General features: G+C 66.1%; 17 protein-coding genes and 1 pseudogene. 15 read left to right on the top strand and 3 right to left on the bottom strand.

Features of this window, described 5'->3' with window-relative positions; all coding sequences use genetic code 11:
- Positions 1 to 26 precede the first annotated feature (26 nt).
- Positions 27 to 288, bottom strand: a pseudogene (locus tag AC5P8C_RS01675) (IS3 family transposase); the annotation flags it as partial.
- Positions 289 to 508: 220 nt separating this feature from the next.
- Here AC5P8C_RS01675 and AC5P8C_RS01670 point away from each other — a divergent pair.
- The gene (locus AC5P8C_RS01670) at positions 509 to 844 is read left to right on the top strand and encodes a DUF6984 family protein (protein WP_197597706.1); all 336 of its coding nucleotides are present in this window, start codon (positions 509 to 511) and stop codon (positions 842 to 844) included.
- A gap of 45 nt (positions 845 to 889) precedes the next feature.
- Here AC5P8C_RS01670 and AC5P8C_RS01665 read toward each other — a convergent pair whose 3' ends face one another.
- Positions 890 to 1264 (bottom strand): hypothetical protein, encoded by a 375-nt coding sequence (locus AC5P8C_RS01665; protein WP_233652747.1) that lies wholly within the window; start codon positions 1262 to 1264, stop codon positions 890 to 892.
- Positions 1265 to 1867: 603 nt separating this feature from the next.
- On the opposite strand from AC5P8C_RS01665, the gene AC5P8C_RS01660 reads away from it, so the two are divergent.
- Positions 1868 to 2197 carry a hypothetical protein gene (locus AC5P8C_RS01660; RefSeq protein WP_010485292.1) on the top strand — a complete coding sequence of 110 codons (330 nt, stop codon included), beginning with the start codon at positions 1868 to 1870 and terminating at the stop codon, positions 2195 to 2197.
- On the opposite strand, the gene AC5P8C_RS01655 is transcribed toward AC5P8C_RS01660, so the two are convergent.
- On the bottom strand, positions 2191 to 2595 hold the full coding sequence (locus AC5P8C_RS01655; protein WP_019337817.1) for a hypothetical protein: 405 nt from the start codon (positions 2593 to 2595) through the stop codon (positions 2191 to 2193). The two genes, AC5P8C_RS01660 and AC5P8C_RS01655, sit on opposite strands and share 7 nt — an antisense overlap.
- Before the next feature lie 194 nt (positions 2596 to 2789).
- Between AC5P8C_RS01655 and moaA the strand changes: the two genes are divergently transcribed.
- The 13 genes from moaA to AC5P8C_RS01590 all read left to right on the top strand — a co-directional run bounded on the left by moaA (position 2790) and on the right by AC5P8C_RS01590 (position 16942).
- Entirely contained in the window at positions 2790 to 3770 is a 981-nt protein-coding gene (gene moaA, locus AC5P8C_RS01650; protein WP_010485296.1) for a GTP 3',8-cyclase MoaA, read from the top strand.
- Between the two features lie 8 nt (positions 3771 to 3778).
- Positions 3779 to 4777 (top strand): bifunctional molybdenum cofactor biosynthesis protein MoaC/MoaB, encoded by a 999-nt coding sequence (gene moaCB, locus AC5P8C_RS01645; RefSeq protein ID WP_054171908.1) that lies wholly within the window; start codon positions 3779 to 3781, stop codon positions 4775 to 4777.
- Positions 4774 to 6027, top strand: coding sequence for a molybdopterin molybdotransferase MoeA (locus tag AC5P8C_RS01640; protein WP_495218273.1), 1254 nt, complete (start codon positions 4774 to 4776; stop codon positions 6025 to 6027). The genes moaCB and AC5P8C_RS01640 overlap by 4 nt, the downstream gene beginning before the upstream one ends.
- Complete coding sequence (locus AC5P8C_RS01635; RefSeq protein WP_019659891.1) at positions 6027 to 6287, top strand: MoaD/ThiS family protein; 261 nt, start codon at positions 6027 to 6029, stop codon at positions 6285 to 6287. Before AC5P8C_RS01640 ends, AC5P8C_RS01635 begins: the two co-directional genes overlap by 1 nt.
- 3 nt (positions 6288 to 6290) lie before the next feature.
- Positions 6291 to 6791, top strand: a complete 501-nt coding sequence (locus AC5P8C_RS01630; RefSeq protein WP_019659890.1) for a molybdenum cofactor biosynthesis protein MoaE — start codon at positions 6291 to 6293, stop codon at positions 6789 to 6791.
- Between the two features lie 36 nt (positions 6792 to 6827).
- Positions 6828 to 7370: a molybdenum cofactor guanylyltransferase gene (gene mobA, locus AC5P8C_RS01625; protein ID WP_019659889.1), complete on the top strand. Its 543-nt coding sequence runs from the start codon at positions 6828 to 6830 to the stop codon at positions 7368 to 7370.
- Positions 7367 to 7732 carry a DUF7009 family protein gene (locus AC5P8C_RS01620; protein WP_010485308.1) on the top strand — a complete coding sequence of 122 codons (366 nt, stop codon included), beginning with the start codon at positions 7367 to 7369 and terminating at the stop codon, positions 7730 to 7732. The genes mobA and AC5P8C_RS01620 overlap by 4 nt, the downstream gene beginning before the upstream one ends.
- A gap of 144 nt (positions 7733 to 7876) precedes the next feature.
- Entirely contained in the window at positions 7877 to 9295 is a 1419-nt protein-coding gene (locus tag AC5P8C_RS01615) for a NarK family nitrate/nitrite MFS transporter (protein ID WP_495218272.1), read from the top strand.
- A gap of 72 nt (positions 9296 to 9367) precedes the next feature.
- Entirely contained in the window at positions 9368 to 13111 is a 3744-nt protein-coding gene (locus AC5P8C_RS01610; protein ID WP_329839574.1) for a nitrate reductase subunit alpha, read from the top strand.
- On the top strand, positions 13111 to 14655 hold the full coding sequence (gene narH / locus AC5P8C_RS01605) for a nitrate reductase subunit beta (protein WP_019659887.1): 1545 nt from the start codon (positions 13111 to 13113) through the stop codon (positions 14653 to 14655). Before AC5P8C_RS01610 ends, narH begins: the two co-directional genes overlap by 1 nt.
- Positions 14655 to 15335 carry a nitrate reductase molybdenum cofactor assembly chaperone gene (gene narJ, locus AC5P8C_RS01600; protein ID WP_010485312.1) on the top strand — a complete coding sequence of 227 codons (681 nt, stop codon included), beginning with the start codon at positions 14655 to 14657 and terminating at the stop codon, positions 15333 to 15335. Before narH ends, narJ begins: the two co-directional genes overlap by 1 nt.
- A complete protein-coding gene (gene narI / locus AC5P8C_RS01595) occupies positions 15332 to 16039 on the top strand; it encodes a respiratory nitrate reductase subunit gamma (protein ID WP_010485313.1) in 708 nt (235 codons plus the stop codon). Before narJ ends, narI begins: the two co-directional genes overlap by 4 nt.
- Before the next feature lie 3 nt (positions 16040 to 16042).
- Positions 16043 to 16942, top strand: a complete 900-nt coding sequence (locus AC5P8C_RS01590; protein WP_495218271.1) for a peptidylprolyl isomerase — start codon at positions 16043 to 16045, stop codon at positions 16940 to 16942.
- Positions 16943 to 16964 lie beyond the last annotated feature (22 nt).

Below are 16964 nucleotides of genomic sequence, written 5' to 3'. Positions count from 1 at the left end.
ATCGTCCAGTGTTTCCCGGGTAGCCATCAGCCGCCAAGTGCCTGCTGCGTCTCGAACTTTATCGGGGCGGCTCGTCGCTGGAGCGGTGGCGCTGTCTTGGGTTCTAGAACATCTCGATGTGCAGGGCGACGTTTGCGCGTGTCTCGTCGTGATTGCTTTAGATCCTCTGCTTTGTATGTTCCCGCTACTGTCGCTGGAAGAAGTTCTCCATCGATGCGTTGTCATGGCTGTTTCCTATCCGGCTCATGCTGCACAGGATGTCTGCTCGCGCAGAACGCTCTGCCAGTTTTACTGGGTGAAGAGCGAATTGAGTTCGCCAGGGTTGACGATAACGAGCCGGGACTTGCTGATCTTCTTGATCGTTGGAAAGCGGTCGGCTATCCGCTGTCCGGCCTGAAGTGTTTCCGTATCGAGACCCGCTCGACCGGAAGCGTCATTCTCATCTACGCCAAGACATGGCGGATCGAGCATCTGCTGATGGCGGGCGCGGTGCTCTGAAGGACATCCCGTGCCCAGATTCCTCACCCCCGACGAGGTCTCCCTCATCCACAGGCTGCTGCCTGGGGCGACCGAGCTGTCCGAACGGTTGTTGAAGGATCTGGCGCTAGCCCAGGTGGAGGACGTGGAGGTCGTCGGATTTGGGGGTGTAGTGTTCCTGTCCAGCACGACCCAGGTCTTCGGAAGTGACATTGCCACGGCGATGCTTGCCGATGCCGACGGCGTGCCGGTGAGAGTCACCCTGTGCCTGGACAATCACGATCAGCTCTTCGAGCTGGAGCTGTGGAAGGCGGACTTCTCACCGATCATCGGCGTCGATCTGAGGGGCGCTTTCAGCGAGCATTGACGCCTGCTGAAAGCGTTCCTCGCTTAAGGGCGTTGCGCATCGCGCTCACCCTTCGGGCTGCAACCGCCCCACCGCCTGCGCGCACAACGACTGGCAGGCCTTGACCAATCCCTCCATCACCCGGTCGCCCACGTACTCTTCCGGTTCGCCGTTCTGCCGGGTGCGTTCCGCCGCCAGTAGCATTTCCAGCACCACCCGCAACCCGTTCAACGCGCAATCGGCATCGGCCAGGGCCAGGCAGCGGCCGGGCAGTTGATGCCGCTCCGGCCAGGGCTGTCCGTCGGCCGCCGCACCGGAGCCGATGCGGTGGAGATTGGCAATGAAGGTGTTCCTGTCCACCGCAGGCGCAGCCTGTGGCGAACCGTCGTCGCCGGCGGTGCTGCGGTAGGCGTGCAGATGCGGGAAGTCCGATTCGTTCATGGCGAGGCTCCGTGCAGGGCAATCGGTAGCCGCCACCCGAAAGGTGGCGGGCGGTACGTGGTTCGAATCCGGGTTGGCCTCAAGCCGGCGGGCGCGAACGCCCCCAACGCACCGCCCGCCATAGCCGGCAGACGGATTGCCAGCCGGCGCCACGCATGGTGACGCCGGCTGGCAAGCGCACTTACTCAAAGCCAACACGGGATTCGAAGCCCGGCCACCCTTTTCCGGTGGCACGCCATCTGAGCCCGTGGCGCTGTGCAATGCCAATCAGAAGAGTTGCAAAGATCACTCGATTGGAGACGCTTTCGGCATTCTCCCACGCTGTTAAGCACTGCCAGCACAGGCTGGCGCGGTGATCCGCCCGCACCGTGCAATCTGCGACAGGTGTCGAGGTTGGAAGGAGGAAGGGGGCGGGTGGGGAGGGGCGATGGCGACAGGGATAACAGGACCGGTAGCGCCGGGCCACGCCCGGCGAGCCGACGGCGCATGAACATGGAGGATTCCGCCGGGCATGGCCCGGCGCTACCGATTCCGTTGTTCCTTGACGTTCCCAGCCACCAAGCGCAGGCTTGTTCAGCACGTTTCCTAAACAGAAGGAGACTTATGACCGCGACCGCTTCGCTGCACCCAACCCCCGACACTCAGGGCCGTTCCCGCCTTTGGAGTGTTTTCTGGCTGCAGGGCGTCATTCCCAGCAATATTCTGTGGGCGGTGGCCCTCTGGGCCCTGGCCAACCAGCGCACCCCGCTGCTGCTGGGGGTATTTGCCGTGCTGCTGCTCTATACCGGCTGGATCATCCCGGCGGTCTGGCGGGCGGCGCCCGCCGCGCACAACCCCAACCTGGGCGTGGCGGCGCGCGGGCTGACCGTGGCCTGGGGGCTGAACACTGTGCTGGTGATCTTCTTTCTGACCCTGCAGCTGGTGGCTCAATAGAACTGAACAGGCTCGCCGCCCCGGTCGAAGGCGGCGAAGCGGCCGATCTGACCGTCGTGGATGGCGTTGACCATCAGCTTCAGCGGGCGCGCGGCTTCGTCGCTGTTGGGTGCGAAACCACCTCTGCCATCCAGTGCCGCCACGAACACCAGGTCCCAGTCGATGCCGGTGGTGGTCGACTCGGCCGCCAGCGCCTGGAAGCTGGGCACCTCGTCCGGCAGCTTGTCCACGCACAGCACCGGCGACAGGGTGCCGCCCTCGCGGCGGTCATGCCGGTCGCGCTGGTCACCGGTGGGCGATTCGGGCAGCTCGGCGCGCACGAATACGAACAGCAAGCGTTGCGGTTCAGCCTGCTGGCCGGCGGCATGCAGCAGTTGCTGGAAATCGTTCATCATCATGAGGGTTGTCACACGCCCGCTGCACGGAAAGCCGCATGCTGCCATAACGCCTGCCGCGCGGGGCCGAAGACGATTGATTTAAGTCATGCCCATGGAACTGAAGGCCGCGTACTCTGGCAATCGTTCCAGCAGGCGAGGGTATCCGGGCCGTTCCGGGCACAGGCAAGACGGTGGAGCAACAAGGTGGACCAGCCATGAGCCAACTCACCGACGGTTTCGGACGCAGCTTTCCGTACCTGCGCCTGTCGTTGACCGAAGCCTGCAACTTCCGTTGCAGCTACTGCCTGCCCAACGGTTACCAGGCCGATGGCCGCCCGCGCTTCCTGCAGGTGGATGAAATCGCGCGTCTGGTGCGTGCGTTTGCCGCGCTGGGCATGAGCAAGATCCGCCTGACGGGTGGCGAGCCCAGCCTGCGCAAGGACCTGGATGAGATCATCGCCACCGTGGCGGCGGTGCCGGGCATCCGCAAGGTGGCCATCACCACCAACGGCACGCTGCTGCCGCGGCGCCTGCCGGGGTGGCACCGCGCCGGCCTGACCGCGCTGAACGTGAGCATGGACAGCCTGCAGCGCGAACGCTTCAGGACCATCACCGGGCATGACCGCCTGCCGGAGATCGAACAGGGCCTGGCCTTGGCGCAGGCGCTGGGCCTGCCGGCGATCAAGCTCAACGCGGTGCTGCTGCGTGGCCTGAACGACGACGAGCTGCCGCAGTGGATGGACTACCTGCGCGATCGTCCCTTCAGCGTGCGCTTCATCGAACTGATGCGCACCGGCGACAACGAAGCCTATTTCCAGCGCCACCACCTGCGCGCCGACGTGGTGATCGAGCAGCTGCTGGCGGCTGGCTGGCACGAACGGCCGCGCGCCGCCGATGCCGGTCCGGCGCGCGAGTTCGGCCACCCTGACCATCGCGGCAGCATCGGCATCATCGCCCCGTATTCACGCGACTTCTGCAAGGGCTGCAACCGCCTGCGGGTGACCGCCAAGGGCGACCTGCGGCTGTGCCTGTTCGGCGAGTTCGGCGTGCCGCTGCGCCCGCTGCTGCAGAGCGACGATGACCATGACGCACTGCTGGCACGCATCACCACACAGCTTGGCCTGAAAGCGGCCGGGCATGGACTGCACCAGGGCCAGACCGGGCTGACCCCGCACCTGGCCTCCATCGGAGGATGAGCAACACGATGAGTGGGGAATTGAATGCGGCCTTCCATATGGCCGATGTCCGCAACAAGCGCATCACCCGCCGACGTGCGGTGGCGGTGGGCGAGCTGCATGCCGGTCCAGTGGCCTATCCGCTGATCGTCGAGCGCCGCCTGCCCAAGGGCGATGCGCTGGTGATGGCCGAGATTGCCGGCCTGCAGGGCGCCAAGATGGCCTCGATGCTGATGCCGCTGTGCCATCCGCTGCCGCTGGAACTGGTGCAGGTGTTCTGCGCGCCGGTACCGGAACGGCAGGCGATCCGCGTGTGGTGCGAGTGCGCCAGCGAGGCGCGCACCGGCGTGGAGATGGAGGCACTGGCCGGCGTCAACGCGGCGCTGCTTACCCTGTACGACCTGAGCAAGCCGGTGGAACCGGCCCTGCGCATCGAAGGCATCCGCCTGCTGTTCAAGGAAGGCGGCAAGCGCGGTGTCTGGCTGCACCCCGACGGCATGGACGATGCCGAGCGCACGCGTTTCAAGCCGCGTGCGCCGAAGGGCCTGGAGGGCGCGGCCTGCGCGGTGATCACGCTGAGCGATCGCGCCAGCGACGGTACCTATGAGGATATCTCTGGCCCGACCCTGGTGACCGGCCTGAAAAAGCTGGGCGGCGAGGTGGTGGCCGCTGAGGTGTTGCCCGATGGCATCGAGCCATTGGCGGGCCGCCTGCAGGCCTTGGCCGCCGAGGGCGTGCGCCTGTGCCTGTGTACCGGTGGTACCGGGCTGGGCCCGCGTGACCTGACCCCGGAGGCGCTGCGTTCCCTAAACGCGCGGCCGGTACATGGCCTGGCGCAGATGGTGCGGGCACTGAGTGCACAGCACACGCCGATGGCCTGGCTGAGCCGCGCCGAGGTGGTGCAGCTGGGCAACATGCTGGTGTTCGCGCTGCCCGGCAGCCCGAAGGCGGCGGCGCAGTGCCTGGACATCCTGGCGCCGGTACTGGGCCACGCCCTGGCGATGGTCGAGGGGGATGGCCACGCATGATCCCCTACAGCGAAGCCCTGCAGCACTTGCTGGACGCGGCCACGCCGCTGCCGGCCGAGCATCTGCCGCTGCATGAGGCCGCGGGCCGCACGGTGGCCCGTGACATCCACAGCGGGCAGTCGTTGCCGCCGTTCGACAATTCGGCGATGGACGGCTTCGCGCTGCGCGCCAACGGCGCGACGTTCGAAGCTGGTACCGAGTTCGCTGTGCAGGGCTGGCAGGCAGCAGGCGATGCCGGCGCCGAAGGCGGCGAGGGTGCCTGGGAAATCATGACCGGTGCGCGCATGCCGGTCGGGCTGGATACGGTGGTGCCGGTCGAGAATGTGGAGATCCTCGCCAGCGAGGATGGTCGCCCGACCCGCATTGCCCTGAAGGGCACGGTAAAGCCGGGCCAGAATGTGCGCCTGCGTGGCGAGGATGTGAGCGACGGCGAGCGCGTGCTGCAGGCCGGGCAGGTGCTGGACATCAACGCGCGCGCCTTGCTGCATGCGATCGGCGTGGGCGAGGTGGCGGTGGTGGCGCGGCCAAAGGCGGCGGTGATTGCTACCGGCAAGGAGCTGGTGACCGAGGCGGCGCAGCCGCTGGCATCCGGGCAGATTCGTGACAGCAACCGGCCGTATCTGGTCGGCCGCCTGCAGGCCGCCGGTGCCGAGGTGGTCTGGCAGGGCACGGTGGGCGATGAGGTGGCGGCGTTCAACGCGGTCCTGGATGAAGCGCTGGAAGCGGGTGCGCAGCTGTTGATCAGCACAGGCGCGGTGTCGGCCGGCCGCTACGATTTCATTCCCGACGCGCTTCGCGGCCGGGGTGCGCGCATCGTGTTCCACAAGGTGGCAATCCGCCCGGGCAAGCCGTTGCTGTTTGCAGTGCTGCCCAACGGCGCGCTGTATTTCGGCCTGCCGGGCAATCCGGTCTCCGCTGCCGTGGGCCAGCGCTTCTTCATCGAGCCAGTGCTGCGCCGCCTGCTGGGGCTGGCACCGGAGCCGGTGCTGACGTTGCCGCTGCAGGCCGACGTGCGCACGCCGCCGGGCCTGCGCTTCCACGCGCGGGCGCGGGTGGAAGCGGATGCGCAGGGTCGCCTGAGTGCGCGCGTGCTGGCCGGGCAGGAGTCGTTCCGTTTGATGTCCATGCTGCAGGCCAACGCCTGGGTGGTGCTGGAGGCTGAGGGTGACCTGGCCAGCGCCGGCACCTACGTGCGCGTGCAGGGCTGGGGTCACCACGAACCGGTGCAGCTGGTGAGCCAGGAGTCATGATGAAACAGGTGAATCTGCAGTTGTTCGGTGCATTTTCCGATCTGGATGCCAGCCGCGAGATTGCCGTGGATGTGGCCGGTGGCACCGTGGCCGATCTGCGCCAGGCGCTGCGCGAGCTGCTGCCGCTGCGTTGGCCGGGATTCCGTGCCGGCCTGCTGGATTATTCGGCGTTCGCCGACCAGCAACGCGTGCTGCGCGACCACGAGGCGCTGCCCGAGGATGGCCGTGTGGCGATCCTGCCCCCGGTGAGCGGGGGCTGAGCGATGAGCGAGAAGATCATCGCGAAGGTGGTGGACCGCGCGCAGGCGGCGATCGATCCGGCCGAAGGCATCGCGGCGGTATCCGATCCGGGCTTCGGTGGCATCGATGTGTTCATCGGCAAGGTGCGCGACGTCAACATCGGCCGGCCGGTGACCGGGATCACCTACGACCTGTTCGAGCCGCTGGTGTTGAACGAGTTCAAGCGGTTGGCCGCCGAGGTCGAGGCGACGTTTGGCCCGAAGCTGATACTGTATGTGGCCCATGCCAAGGGCCGGTTGGGCATTGGTGATGTGGCGGTGGTGGTGGCCGCCGGCAGCCCGCACCGGGACGAGGCGTTCCGCGCCTGCCGGCAGTTGATCGAGGTGGTCAAGCACCAGTGCCCGATCTGGAAGCAGGAGCATTACGAGGACGGCGACAGCGCGTGGAGCGAGGGTTGCAGCCTGTGTCACGTGGACAGCGAACCCGGACATGCCGATGACCATGCGCATGATCATCAACATTGATGCCGACGCAGCCACGCATGGCGTGGCTCTACTGCGATGAGCATCAACGGCATCGTACTGGCCGGTGGCCTGTCCAGCCGGATGGGTCGCGACAAGGCACTGCTGCCGTGGCAGGGCCGCACGCTGCTGGAACACATGCGTGGCCTGTTGATGCAGGCTGGCGCCGAACGGGTATGGGTAAGCGGTGACTATCCGACCTTCGGTGGCATCCCCGATCAGGTTGCGCGCTGCGGCCCACTGGGAGGGTTGCACAGCGTGATGCAGCAGATGCCCGACAGCCCGGCCTGGGTGGTAGCGGTGGATACGCCGTTGCTGGCGCCACGGCTGCTGCAACGGCTGGCTGCCGAGGGGCGGGGCGCGTGCACGATCTTTGACGGGCATCCCTTTCCCATGCTGTTGAATGTGGACAATGCCACTCGTAGCGTGCTGGCCGCGATGCTGGATGATGCGGAAGGGCCGCGCTCTGTACAGGCGTTCCAGCGTCGCCTGCAGATGCACGTGCTGGCGCTTGAAAGCGTTGACGAAGCCTGCCTGGTCAACTGCAATACCCCCGAACAATGGGAGGATGTTGCGTCATGAAAGTGCAGTTGCAGGACCAATCGGTACGGCTTCGCCTGGATGAGGCCGAACTGGCGCGCCTGCTGGCCGGTGAATCGGTCGAGAACATGACCCGCTTCGGCGGTATCGAGGGCTGGGGCATGGCGGTGTCGCTGCATGGCGGCGATCAACCGGTACTGCTCGATGGTGGCACCTTCTGCCGCCTGGTACTGCCGCGCTCGGCAGTTGAGGCCTTGGCGGCACGGCTGCCGTGCCGGGATGGCCTGCCATTCGACATTGCCCTGGAAGATGGCAGCCAGCTTCAGCTGCAGTTCGATGTAGACGTGCGCGATAGCGTGCGCCAGCGCGGAGTCACGCGCCGCAATACCGCTTCATCGATTTGACATTTGTCAGGGGCAGGGTGGAAACCGGCTCCTGATTGATCCAGATCAACCCCGTCGTAGTTGCTGCACGGCCTAATGGCTGCATGACGACGGGTCACAACTTGAAAGCAATACCCACGTCATTCCACAGCCTTGGAGCCATGTATGACCGTCGGTAGCGATCCTGTTGTCCGCAGCACTGCCCGTCCGGGTCGCGTCATCAGCGACTGGACGCCGGAGGACCCCGGCTATTGGGAGCGCACCGGCAAGCGGGTTGCCACCCGCAACCTGGTCATTTCGATCCCCTCGCTGCTGCTGGCCTTCTCGGTCTGGGTGCTGTTCTCGGCGGTGTCGATCAGCCTGCCGAAGATCGGCTTCAACTTCAGTACCGACCAGCTGTTCTGGCTGGTGGCGCTGCCCAGCCTGTCCGGCGCAACCCTGCGCATCTTCTATTCGTTCGTGATCCCGATCTTCGGCGGCCGCCGCTGGACCGCGCTGTCCACCGCGTCGCTGCTGGCGCCGACGCTCTGGCTCGGCTTTGCGGTGCAGGACCCGGCCACGCCGTACTGGGTGTTCGTGGCCATCGCGATCCTGTGTGGCTTCGGCGGCGCGAACTTCTCGTCGTCGATGTCCAACATCTCCTTCTTCTACCCCAAGCAGAAGCAGGGCCTGGCGCTGGGCCTGAACGCCGGCCTGGGCAATGTGGGCGTGTCGGTGGCGCAGGCGGTGATCCCGCTGGTCATCACCGTAGGCGTGTTCGGTGCGCTGGGTGGTGCACCGCAGCCCGCGGTGGAGGGTGGGGCACCGCTGTTCCTGCAGAACGCCGGCTTCATCTGGGTGCCGGCCATCGCGCTGTGCGCCATCGCGGCCTGGTTCGGCATGAACGACCTGACCAGCGCCCGCTCGTCGTTCTCCGAGCAGGCGGTGATCTTCCGCCGCAAGCACAACTGGCTGATGTGCTGGTTGTACATCGGCACCTTCGGTTCCTACATCGGTTTCTCGGCCGGCTTCCCGATGCTGGTGAAGAGCCAGTTCCCGGACGTGAACCCGCTGGCCTACGCCTTCATCGGCCCGCTGCTGGGCGCGCTGATGCGTTCGGTGGGCGGCAGCATGGCCGACCGCTGGGGTGGCGCCCGCCTGACCTTCTGGGTGTTCGCGCTGATGATCGCGGCGGTGTTCGGCGTGCTGCACTTCCTGCCCAGCCATGGCCAGGGCGGCAACTTCCATGGCTTCCTGCTCAGCTTCATGGCGCTGTTCGTGCTCAGTGGCATCGGCAACGGCACCACCTTCCGCATGATCCCGGTGATCTCCCGCACCCTGCATGAGCGCTGGTCGGCCAACGACAACGCCGAGGGCAAGGCCACGGCCGCACACCAGGCCAGCATCGAGTCGGCCGCGGTGGTCGGTTTCTCCGGTGCGATCGGTGCCTACGGCGGTTTCTTCATTCCCAAGAGCTACGGCTCGTCCATTACGTTGACCGGCAGCCCCGACATGGCGCTGTACGGATTCGTTGTTTTCTATGTCACCTGCCTGGCCGTGACCTGGTGGTGGTACTACCGGCGCGGTGCCGAGACACCCTGCTGACGACATGAAAACGCACCGCAGCCAGATGACACACACAGCCACGATGCCGATGTCCGCAAAGGGAGATCCCCGATGAGTTATTTCCTCGATCGCTTGCAGTTCTTCAAGCGTGACCCCCAGACCTTTGCCGATGGCCATGGTTTTGCCAAGAGCGAGGGCCGCGACTGGGAAAGCAGTTACCGCGCCCGCTGGCAGTACGACAAGATCGTACGTTCCACACACGGCGTGAACTGCACCGGCTCCTGCAGCTGGAAGATCTACGTCAAGAACGGCCTGGTCACCTGGGAAACCCAGCAGACCGATTACCCGCGCACGCGCCCGGACCTGCCCAACCATGAACCACGTGGCTGCCCGCGTGGCGCCAGCTATTCCTGGTACCTGTACAGCGCCAACCGGCTGAAGTACCCGCTGATCCGCGGCACGCTGCTGCGCCTGTGGCGCGAAGCCCGCAAGAGCAAGGCCCCGGTCGATGCCTGGGCCAGCATCGTGGAGGACAAGGAGAAGGCGCGCTCGTACAAGACCCGCCGCGGCATGGGTGGCTTCGTGCGCCTGCAGTGGGAAGAGGCCAACGAGATCATCGCCGCCTCCAACCTGTACACGGTGAAGCAGTACGGCCCGGACCGCGTGGTCGGGTTCTCGCCGATTCCGGCGATGTCGATGGTGTCCTACGCTGCCGGTGCGCGATACCTGTCGCTGCTGGGTGGCGCCTGCCTGTCCTTCTACGACTGGTACTGCGACCTGCCGCCGGCCTCGCCGCAGATCTGGGGCGAGCAGACCGACGTGCCCGAGTCGGCCGACTGGTACAACAGCCGCTACATCATCGCCTGGGGTTCGAACGTGCCGCAGACGCGTACGCCCGATGCGCACTTCTTCACCGAGGCGCGCTACAACGGCACCAAGACGGTGGCGATCTGCCCGGACTATTCCGAGCTGGCCAAGCTGACCGACCACTGGCTGCACCCCAAGCAGGGCACCGACGCGGCGCTGGCCTTTGCCTTCGGCCATGTGATCCTGCGCGAGTTCCATGTCGATTCGCCCTCGCAGTATTTCCAGGACTACTGCCGCCAGTACTCGGACATGCCGATGCTGGTGCGCCTTGAGCGCCGCGACGATGGCCGCCTGGTGGCGGGCCGCTTCCTGCGTGCCAGTGAGCTGGGCGGGCTGGGTGAAGCCAACAACCCGGACTGGAAGACCCTGGCCTACGACGAGAACAGTGGCCAGATCGTGGTGCCCAATGGCTCCATCGGTTTCCGCTGGGGTGAAAAGGGCCGCTGGAACATCGAAGAGAAGGCCAGCAATGGCGCCGACACACGCCTGCGCCTGAGCTTGTCCGACGCCAACGACGGCATCGAGGCGGTGAGCTTCCCGTACTTCGGTGGCATTGAAAGCGACGGCTGGACTGCCGCGCCGGCCGAAGACGTACTGGACCGCAACATTCCGGTGCGCCGGCTGGTCACGGTCGACGGCGGCGAGACGCTGGTGGCCACGGTCTACGACCTGCTGCTGGCCCAGTACGGCGTGGACCGTGGCTTTGGCGGCGGCAACGTGGCATCGAGCTTCGATGACATGGTGCCGGGCACGCCGGCGTGGCAGGAGCGCATCACCGGCGTGTCGCGCGCCGAGGTGATCGAGATCGCCCGCGAGTTCGCGCGTACCGCCGACAAGACCCATGGCCGTTCGATGATCATCGTCGGCGCGGGCATGAACCACTGGTTCCACAACGACATGAACTACCGCGGCCTGATCAACATGCTGATCATGTGCGGTTGCGTGGGCCAGACCGGTGGCGGCTGGGCGCATTACGTGGGCCAGGAAAAGCTGCGCCCGCAGACCGGCTGGCAGCCGCTCGCGTTCGGGCTGGACTGGAGCAAGCCGCCGCGCCACATGAACGGCACCTCGTTCTTCTACTTCAACACCGGGCAGTGGCGCTACGAGAAGCTGCAGGTGGACGAGCTGCTGTCGCCGCTGGCCGATGCCAGCAAGTACGGCGGCAGCCTGGCTGACCTGAACCTGCGCGCGGTGCGCATGGGCTGGCTGCCGAGCACCCCGCAGCTCGACCGCAACCCGCTGCAGCTGGTACGCGAGGCCGAAGCGGCCGGCGTGGCCCCGGCGGACTACGCGCTGGGCAAGTTCAAGGACGGCTCGCTGGACTTCGCCTTCGCCGACCCGGACGCCAGCCAGAACCACCCGCGCATGATGTTCATCTGGCGCTCGAACCTGCTCGGTTCCTCGGGCAAGGGCCATGAGTACATGCTGCGGCACCTGCTGGGTACGCGCCACGGGCTGCAGGGCAAGGACCTGGGCGAAATGGGCGCAGTGAAGCCGCAGGAGGTGAAGTGGCGCGACGAGGCGCCGGAAGGCAAGCTGGACCTGCTGGTCACGCTCGACTTCCGAATGTGCACCACCGCGCTGTACTCGGACATCGTGCTGCCGACCGCGACCTGGTACGAGAAGGACGATCTCAATACCTCGGACATGCACCCCTTCATCCACCCGCTGTCCAAGGCGGTGGACCCTGCGTGGGAATCGCGCAGTGACTGGGACATCTTCAAGGAGGTGGCCCGCACCGTGAGCGAGATGGCGCCGGGCGTGCTGGGCGTGGAGAAGGACCTGGTGCTGGTGCCGACCCTGCACGACACCCCCAACGAGCTGGGCATGCCGTTCGGCGTGGCCGACTGGAAGAAGGGCGAGTGCGAGGCCATTCCGGGCCAGACCATGCCGTCGATGACGGTGGTGGAGCGTGACTACCCGAACCTGTACCGCAAGTTCACCTCGCTCGGCCCGCTGCTGGACAAGCAGGGCAACGGCGGCAAGGGCATGAGCTGGGATACCAGGCACGAGGTCGAGTTCCTCGGCAAGTTGAACCACACCGTGCACGAAGAAGGCGTAAGCCAGGGCCGCCCGGCCATCTCGACCGCGATCGACGCGGCCGAAGTGATCCTGCACCTGGCGCCGGAAACCAACGGCCATGTGGCAGTGAAGGCGTGGGAATCGCTGGGCACCTTCACCGGGCGCGAGCACACCCACCTGGCCGTGGGCAAGGAGCACGAGGCGATCCGCTTCCGTGACATCCAGGCACAGCCGCGCAAGATCATTTCCTCTCCGATCTGGTCGGGCCTGGAAGACGACAACGTCAGCTACAACGCCGGCTACACCAACGTGCACGAGCTGATTCCGTGGCGCACGGTGACCGGTCGCCAGCAGTTCTACCAGGACCACGAGTGGATGATCGACTTCGGCGAGGCCTTCATGAGCTACCGGCCGCCGGTCAACACGCGCACGGTGGAGCCGCTGCTGAACCAGCGCCCGAACGGCAACAAGGAGATCGTGCTGAACTGGATCACCCCGCACCAGAAGTGGGGCATCCACAGCACCTACAGCGACAACCTGATCATGCAGACACTGTCGCGTGGCGGCCCGATCGTGTGGATCAGCGAGGACGACGCGCGCAGTGCCGGCATCGTCGACAACGACTGGATCGAGCTGTTCAACGTCAACGGTGCGATCGCCGCCCGTGCGGTGGTCAGCCAGCGCGTGATGCCGGGCATGGCGATGATGTACCACGCCCAGGAACGCATCATCAACGTGCCGGGCTCGGAGATTTCCGGCACCCGTGGTGGTATCCACAACTCGGTGACCCGCATCGTGCTCAAGCCGACCCACATGATCGGTGGCTACGCGCAGCTGGCCTATGGCTTCAACTACTACGGCACCTGCGGTACCAACCGCGATGAGTTCGTGATCGTGCGCAAGATGGACAAGGTGGATTGGCTAGATGGCGAGGCCGTACCGGCCGCCGCCAAGGAGGTGGTGTGATGAAGGTCCGTGCACAGATCGCGATGGTGCTGAACCTGGACAAGTGCATCGGCTGCCACACCTGCTCGATCACCTGCAAGAACGTCTGGACCTCGCGCGAGGGTGTCGAGTACGCCTGGTTCAACAACGTTGAAACCAAGCCGGGCATCGGCTATCCGAAGGAATGGGAGAACCAGGAGAAGTGGAACGGCGGCTGGGTGCGTACCGGCAGCGGCAAGCTGGTGCCACGCGCTGGCGGTCGCTGGCGGATGCTGGCCAAGATCTTCGCCAACCCGGACCTGCCGCAGATCGACGATTACTACGAGCCGTTCGACTTCGACTACCAGAACCTGCACACCGCCAAGGACAGCCAGCACCAGCCGACCGCGCGGCCGCGTTCGCTGATCAGTGGCGAGCGCATGCAGAAGATCGAGTGGGGCCCCAACTGGGAGGAGATCCTCGGTTCGGAGTTCAGCAAGCGCTCGCGCGACTACAACTTCGACCAGGTGCAGAAGGAGATCTACGGCGCCTTCGAGAAGACCTTCATGATGTACCTTCCGCGTCTGTGCGAGCACTGCCTGAACCCGGCGTGCGTGTCGGCGTGCCCATCAGGCGCGATCTACAAGCGCGAGGAAGACGGCATCGTGCTGATCGACCAGGACAAGTGCCGTGGCTGGCGCATGTGCGTGTCGGCCTGCCCGTACAAGAAGATCTACTACAACTGGAAGAGCGGCAAGTCGGAGAAGTGCATCTTCTGCTATCCGCGCATCGAGATGGGTGAGCCGACCGTGTGCTCGGAAACCTGCGTGGGCCGCATCCGCTACCTGGGCGTGATGCTGTACGACGCCGATCGCATCGCCGAGGCCGCCTCGGTGCCGGCCGAGAAGGACCTGTACCAGGCCCACCTGGACATCTTCCTGGACCCGAACGATCCGGCGGTGATCGCCGCCGCGCGCAAGGAGGGCATCCCGGACAGCTGGCTGGAGTCGGCCAAGCAGTCGCCGGTGTACAAGCTGGCGATCGACTGGAAGCTGGCGCTGCCGCTGCACCCGGAATACCGCACGCTGCCGATGGTCTGGTACGTGCCGCCGCTGTCGCCGATCCAGTCCGCCGCCGAGCGTGGCCGCGTGGGCATGAGCGGCGAGCTGCCGGACGTGGCGTCGCTGCGCATTCCGATGCGCTACCTGGCCAACCTGCTGACGGCCGGTGACGAGGCGCCGGTGGTACGCGCGCTGGAGCGGCTGATGGCGATGCGTGCCTGGCGCCGGGCCAAGAACGTGGACGGCGTGGAAGATACCGCCGTGCTGGAACAGACCGGGCTGAGCATCGCCCAGGTGGAAGAGATGTACCGCTACTTGGCCATCGCCAACTACGAGGACCGTTTCGTGATTCCGACCGGCCACCGCGAGTACGCCAACGACGCCTTCGGCGAGCGCGGCGGCTGCGGCTTCACCTTCGGCAACGGCTGCAATGGTGACAGCCCGGCCGACCTGTTCGGCCAGCGCAAGACCACCACCTTCGTGGTGGACAAGGGCCCGAACCACCGCCGCAAGGAGGTGGTGTGATGAGCGTGCTCAAGCTGGTCGGGGTGCTGCTGGACTACCCCCGTGAAGAACTGTGGCAGCACGGCGAGGAACTGCTCGCCGCCTGCGACGCCCCGGCGTTGAATGCCGCCCGCCGCCAGCAGCTGCGCAGCTTCGTGCAGCAGCTGCTGGCCACCGATGCGCTGGATGCGCAGGCGGCGTGGCTGGCCAGTTTCGATCGCGGCCGCTCGATGAGCCTGCTGCTGTTCGAACACATCCATGGCGAGTCGCGCGACCGCGGCCAGGCCATGGTCGACCTGGTCGAAACCTACCGCCGCAACGGCTTCGAACTGGATGCGCGGGAGCTGCCGGACTACCTGCCATTGCTGTTGGAGTTCCTGGCCCATCGCCCCGGCAGCGAGGCCCGCGAGTGGCTGCACCACATCGGCCATATCGCCGGGATGCTGGCGGCGCGTGCCGCCGAGCGTGAGCTGCCGCACCGGGTGCTGTTCGAGATCCTGGTCGAAGCCGGTGACGGCAAGGCCGATCTGCAGGCGCTGCGCCAGCGTGCCAGCGAGGAAGTCCGCGACGATACCGCCGAGGCCATGGATCGCTTGTGGGAGGAGGAGGCGGTGCGCTTCGGCGCCGAAGCCCCCGCCGAAGACTGCAAGCCGCCCGTGCGTTCGCCGGCCCGTCCTTCGCATCGAGAGGTCCAGCCATGAGTTACTCCCTGCATCAATTCGCCTTCCAGTACTACCCGTACATCGCCGTGGCGGTGCTGCTGATCGGCAGCTGGGCCCGCTATGACAAGGCCATGTACACCTGGCGAACCGGCTCCAGCCAGATGCTGTCGGACAAGGGCATGCGGATCGGCAGCAACTGCTTCCACATCGGCATCCTGGCCATCCTCGGTGGCCATCTGGTCGGCCTGCTGACCCCGCACGCGGTGTACGAGCACTTCATCACCTCCTCGCAGAAGCAGATGCTGGCGATGGTGGTTGGTGGTGTGTTCGGCGCACTGTGCTTCATCGGCATCAGCATCCTGCTGGTACGCCGCCTGTTCAACGCGCGCGTGCGGGCCACCGGCAGCTTCGGTGACACCCTGGTACTGGTGCTGCTGTTCGCGCAGCTGTGCCTGGGCCTGTACAGCATCCGCATCTCGTCCGGGCACCTGGACGGCGGGGTGATGGTGCAGCTGGCCGAGTGGGCGCAGCACATCGTGACCTTCCGTGCCGGTGCTGCTGATTACATCGAAGGCGTCAGCTGGGTCTACAAGATGCATATCTTCCTGGGCCTGACCCTGTTCCTGATCGCGCCGTTCACCCGCCTGGTGCACGTGTGGAGCATTCCGATCAGCTACCTGTGGAGGCCCTACCAGGTGGTGCGCCGCCGCCAGGCCACGCTGCGCTACGGTCCGCGGGAGTAAGCCATGGGCAGCCTGCCGAAATTCCTGCCGATCACCGTGATCGACTCCGCTGCGCCGGTTCCCGCCGAGGCGCATTCGCACCACCATGACGCGGCAGCGCAGGGGCCGCGCTCGCTCGGGCAGCCGGCACCGTGCCGGCTGTTCGTGGACGAGACCGCGATCAGCGAGGCTGACATCGCCCGCGAGATGCAGCACCACCGGGCGATGCGCCCGGAGCAGTCACGTGCTGAAGCGGCACGTGCACTGGTGGTGCGTGAGCTGCTGCGCCTGGAAGCGCAGCGGCTTGGGCTGCAGGCGCCGGAGGGCAACCGGGTAAGCGACGAGGAAGTGCTGATCCAGCAACTGCTGGAAGATGCGATCGAAGACCGCGTGCCGACCGATGAAGACTGCCGGCGCTACTTCGAGCAGAACCCGGAGCGCTTCCGCTCCCCCGACCGCGTGCGCCTGCGCCATATCCTGCTGGCTGCGCCGGCCGATGATGTGGCCGGGCGCTTTGCCGCACGCACCGAGGGCGAGCGACTGGTCGGGCTGCTGAAGGAGTCGCCGCACCTGTTCGCCGATTTCGCCCTGCGCCATTCGCGATGCCCATCCAGCAGCGAGGGCGGCGACCTGGGCTGGTTGCAGCGTGGGCAGACCACGCCGGAGTTCGACCGCCAGGTGTTCCGCCTGCGCGAGGGCCTGGCCGGTTTCCTGGTGGAATCGCGCTGGGGCTACCACGTGGTCTGCGTCGATGCCCGCGAGCAAGGCCACCCGCAGCCGTTCGAAACGGTGCTGCCGCAGCTGCGTGACTACCTGGAGCTACAGGTACGGCAACGCGAGGTGCAGGCCTACCTGCTGCAGCTGCAGGAGCGCTACCCGGTGCGCGGGCTGGATGAGATCGAAGCCGAAGCGGATATCGGCTGAACCCCCTTGAACGAGGAAAATT

This window comes from Stenotrophomonas sp. YJH_SMC_46 (assembly GCF_059370315.1).
This window is presented reverse-complemented; position numbering and strand designations above follow the sequence as displayed.

Bases quoted from the DNA above. Each gene is read 5' to 3' on its own strand.
- AC5P8C_RS01630 (WP_019659890.1), top strand. From the start codon at position 6,291: ATGAGCGAGAAGATCATCGCGAAGGTGGTGGACCGCGCGCAGGCGGCG.
- narI (WP_010485313.1), top strand. From the start codon at position 15,332: ATGAGTTACTCCCTGCATCAATTCGCCTTCCAGTACTACCCGTACATC.
- AC5P8C_RS01615 (WP_495218272.1), top strand. From the start codon at position 7,877: ATGACCGTCGGTAGCGATCCTGTTGTCCGCAGCACTGCCCGTCCGGGT.
- AC5P8C_RS01665 (WP_233652747.1), bottom strand. From the start codon at position 1,264: ATGAACGAATCGGACTTCCCGCATCTGCACGCCTACCGCAGCACCGCC.
- moaA (WP_010485296.1), top strand. From the start codon at position 2,790: ATGAGCCAACTCACCGACGGTTTCGGACGCAGCTTTCCGTACCTGCGC.
- narH (WP_019659887.1), top strand. From the start codon at position 13,111: ATGAAGGTCCGTGCACAGATCGCGATGGTGCTGAACCTGGACAAGTGC.
- AC5P8C_RS01640 (WP_495218273.1), top strand. From the start codon at position 4,774: ATGATCCCCTACAGCGAAGCCCTGCAGCACTTGCTGGACGCGGCCACG.
- AC5P8C_RS01635 (WP_019659891.1), top strand. From the start codon at position 6,027: ATGAAACAGGTGAATCTGCAGTTGTTCGGTGCATTTTCCGATCTGGAT.
- AC5P8C_RS01620 (WP_010485308.1), top strand. From the start codon at position 7,367: ATGAAAGTGCAGTTGCAGGACCAATCGGTACGGCTTCGCCTGGATGAG.
- AC5P8C_RS01660 (WP_010485292.1), top strand. From the start codon at position 1,868: ATGACCGCGACCGCTTCGCTGCACCCAACCCCCGACACTCAGGGCCGT.
- narJ (WP_010485312.1), top strand. From the start codon at position 14,655: ATGAGCGTGCTCAAGCTGGTCGGGGTGCTGCTGGACTACCCCCGTGAA.
- AC5P8C_RS01610 (WP_329839574.1), top strand. From the start codon at position 9,368: ATGAGTTATTTCCTCGATCGCTTGCAGTTCTTCAAGCGTGACCCCCAG.
- AC5P8C_RS01655 (WP_019337817.1), bottom strand. From the start codon at position 2,595: ATGATGATGAACGATTTCCAGCAACTGCTGCATGCCGCCGGCCAGCAG.
- mobA (WP_019659889.1), top strand. From the start codon at position 6,828: ATGAGCATCAACGGCATCGTACTGGCCGGTGGCCTGTCCAGCCGGATG.
- moaCB (WP_054171908.1), top strand. From the start codon at position 3,779: ATGAGTGGGGAATTGAATGCGGCCTTCCATATGGCCGATGTCCGCAAC.
- AC5P8C_RS01590 (WP_495218271.1), top strand. From the start codon at position 16,043: ATGGGCAGCCTGCCGAAATTCCTGCCGATCACCGTGATCGACTCCGCT.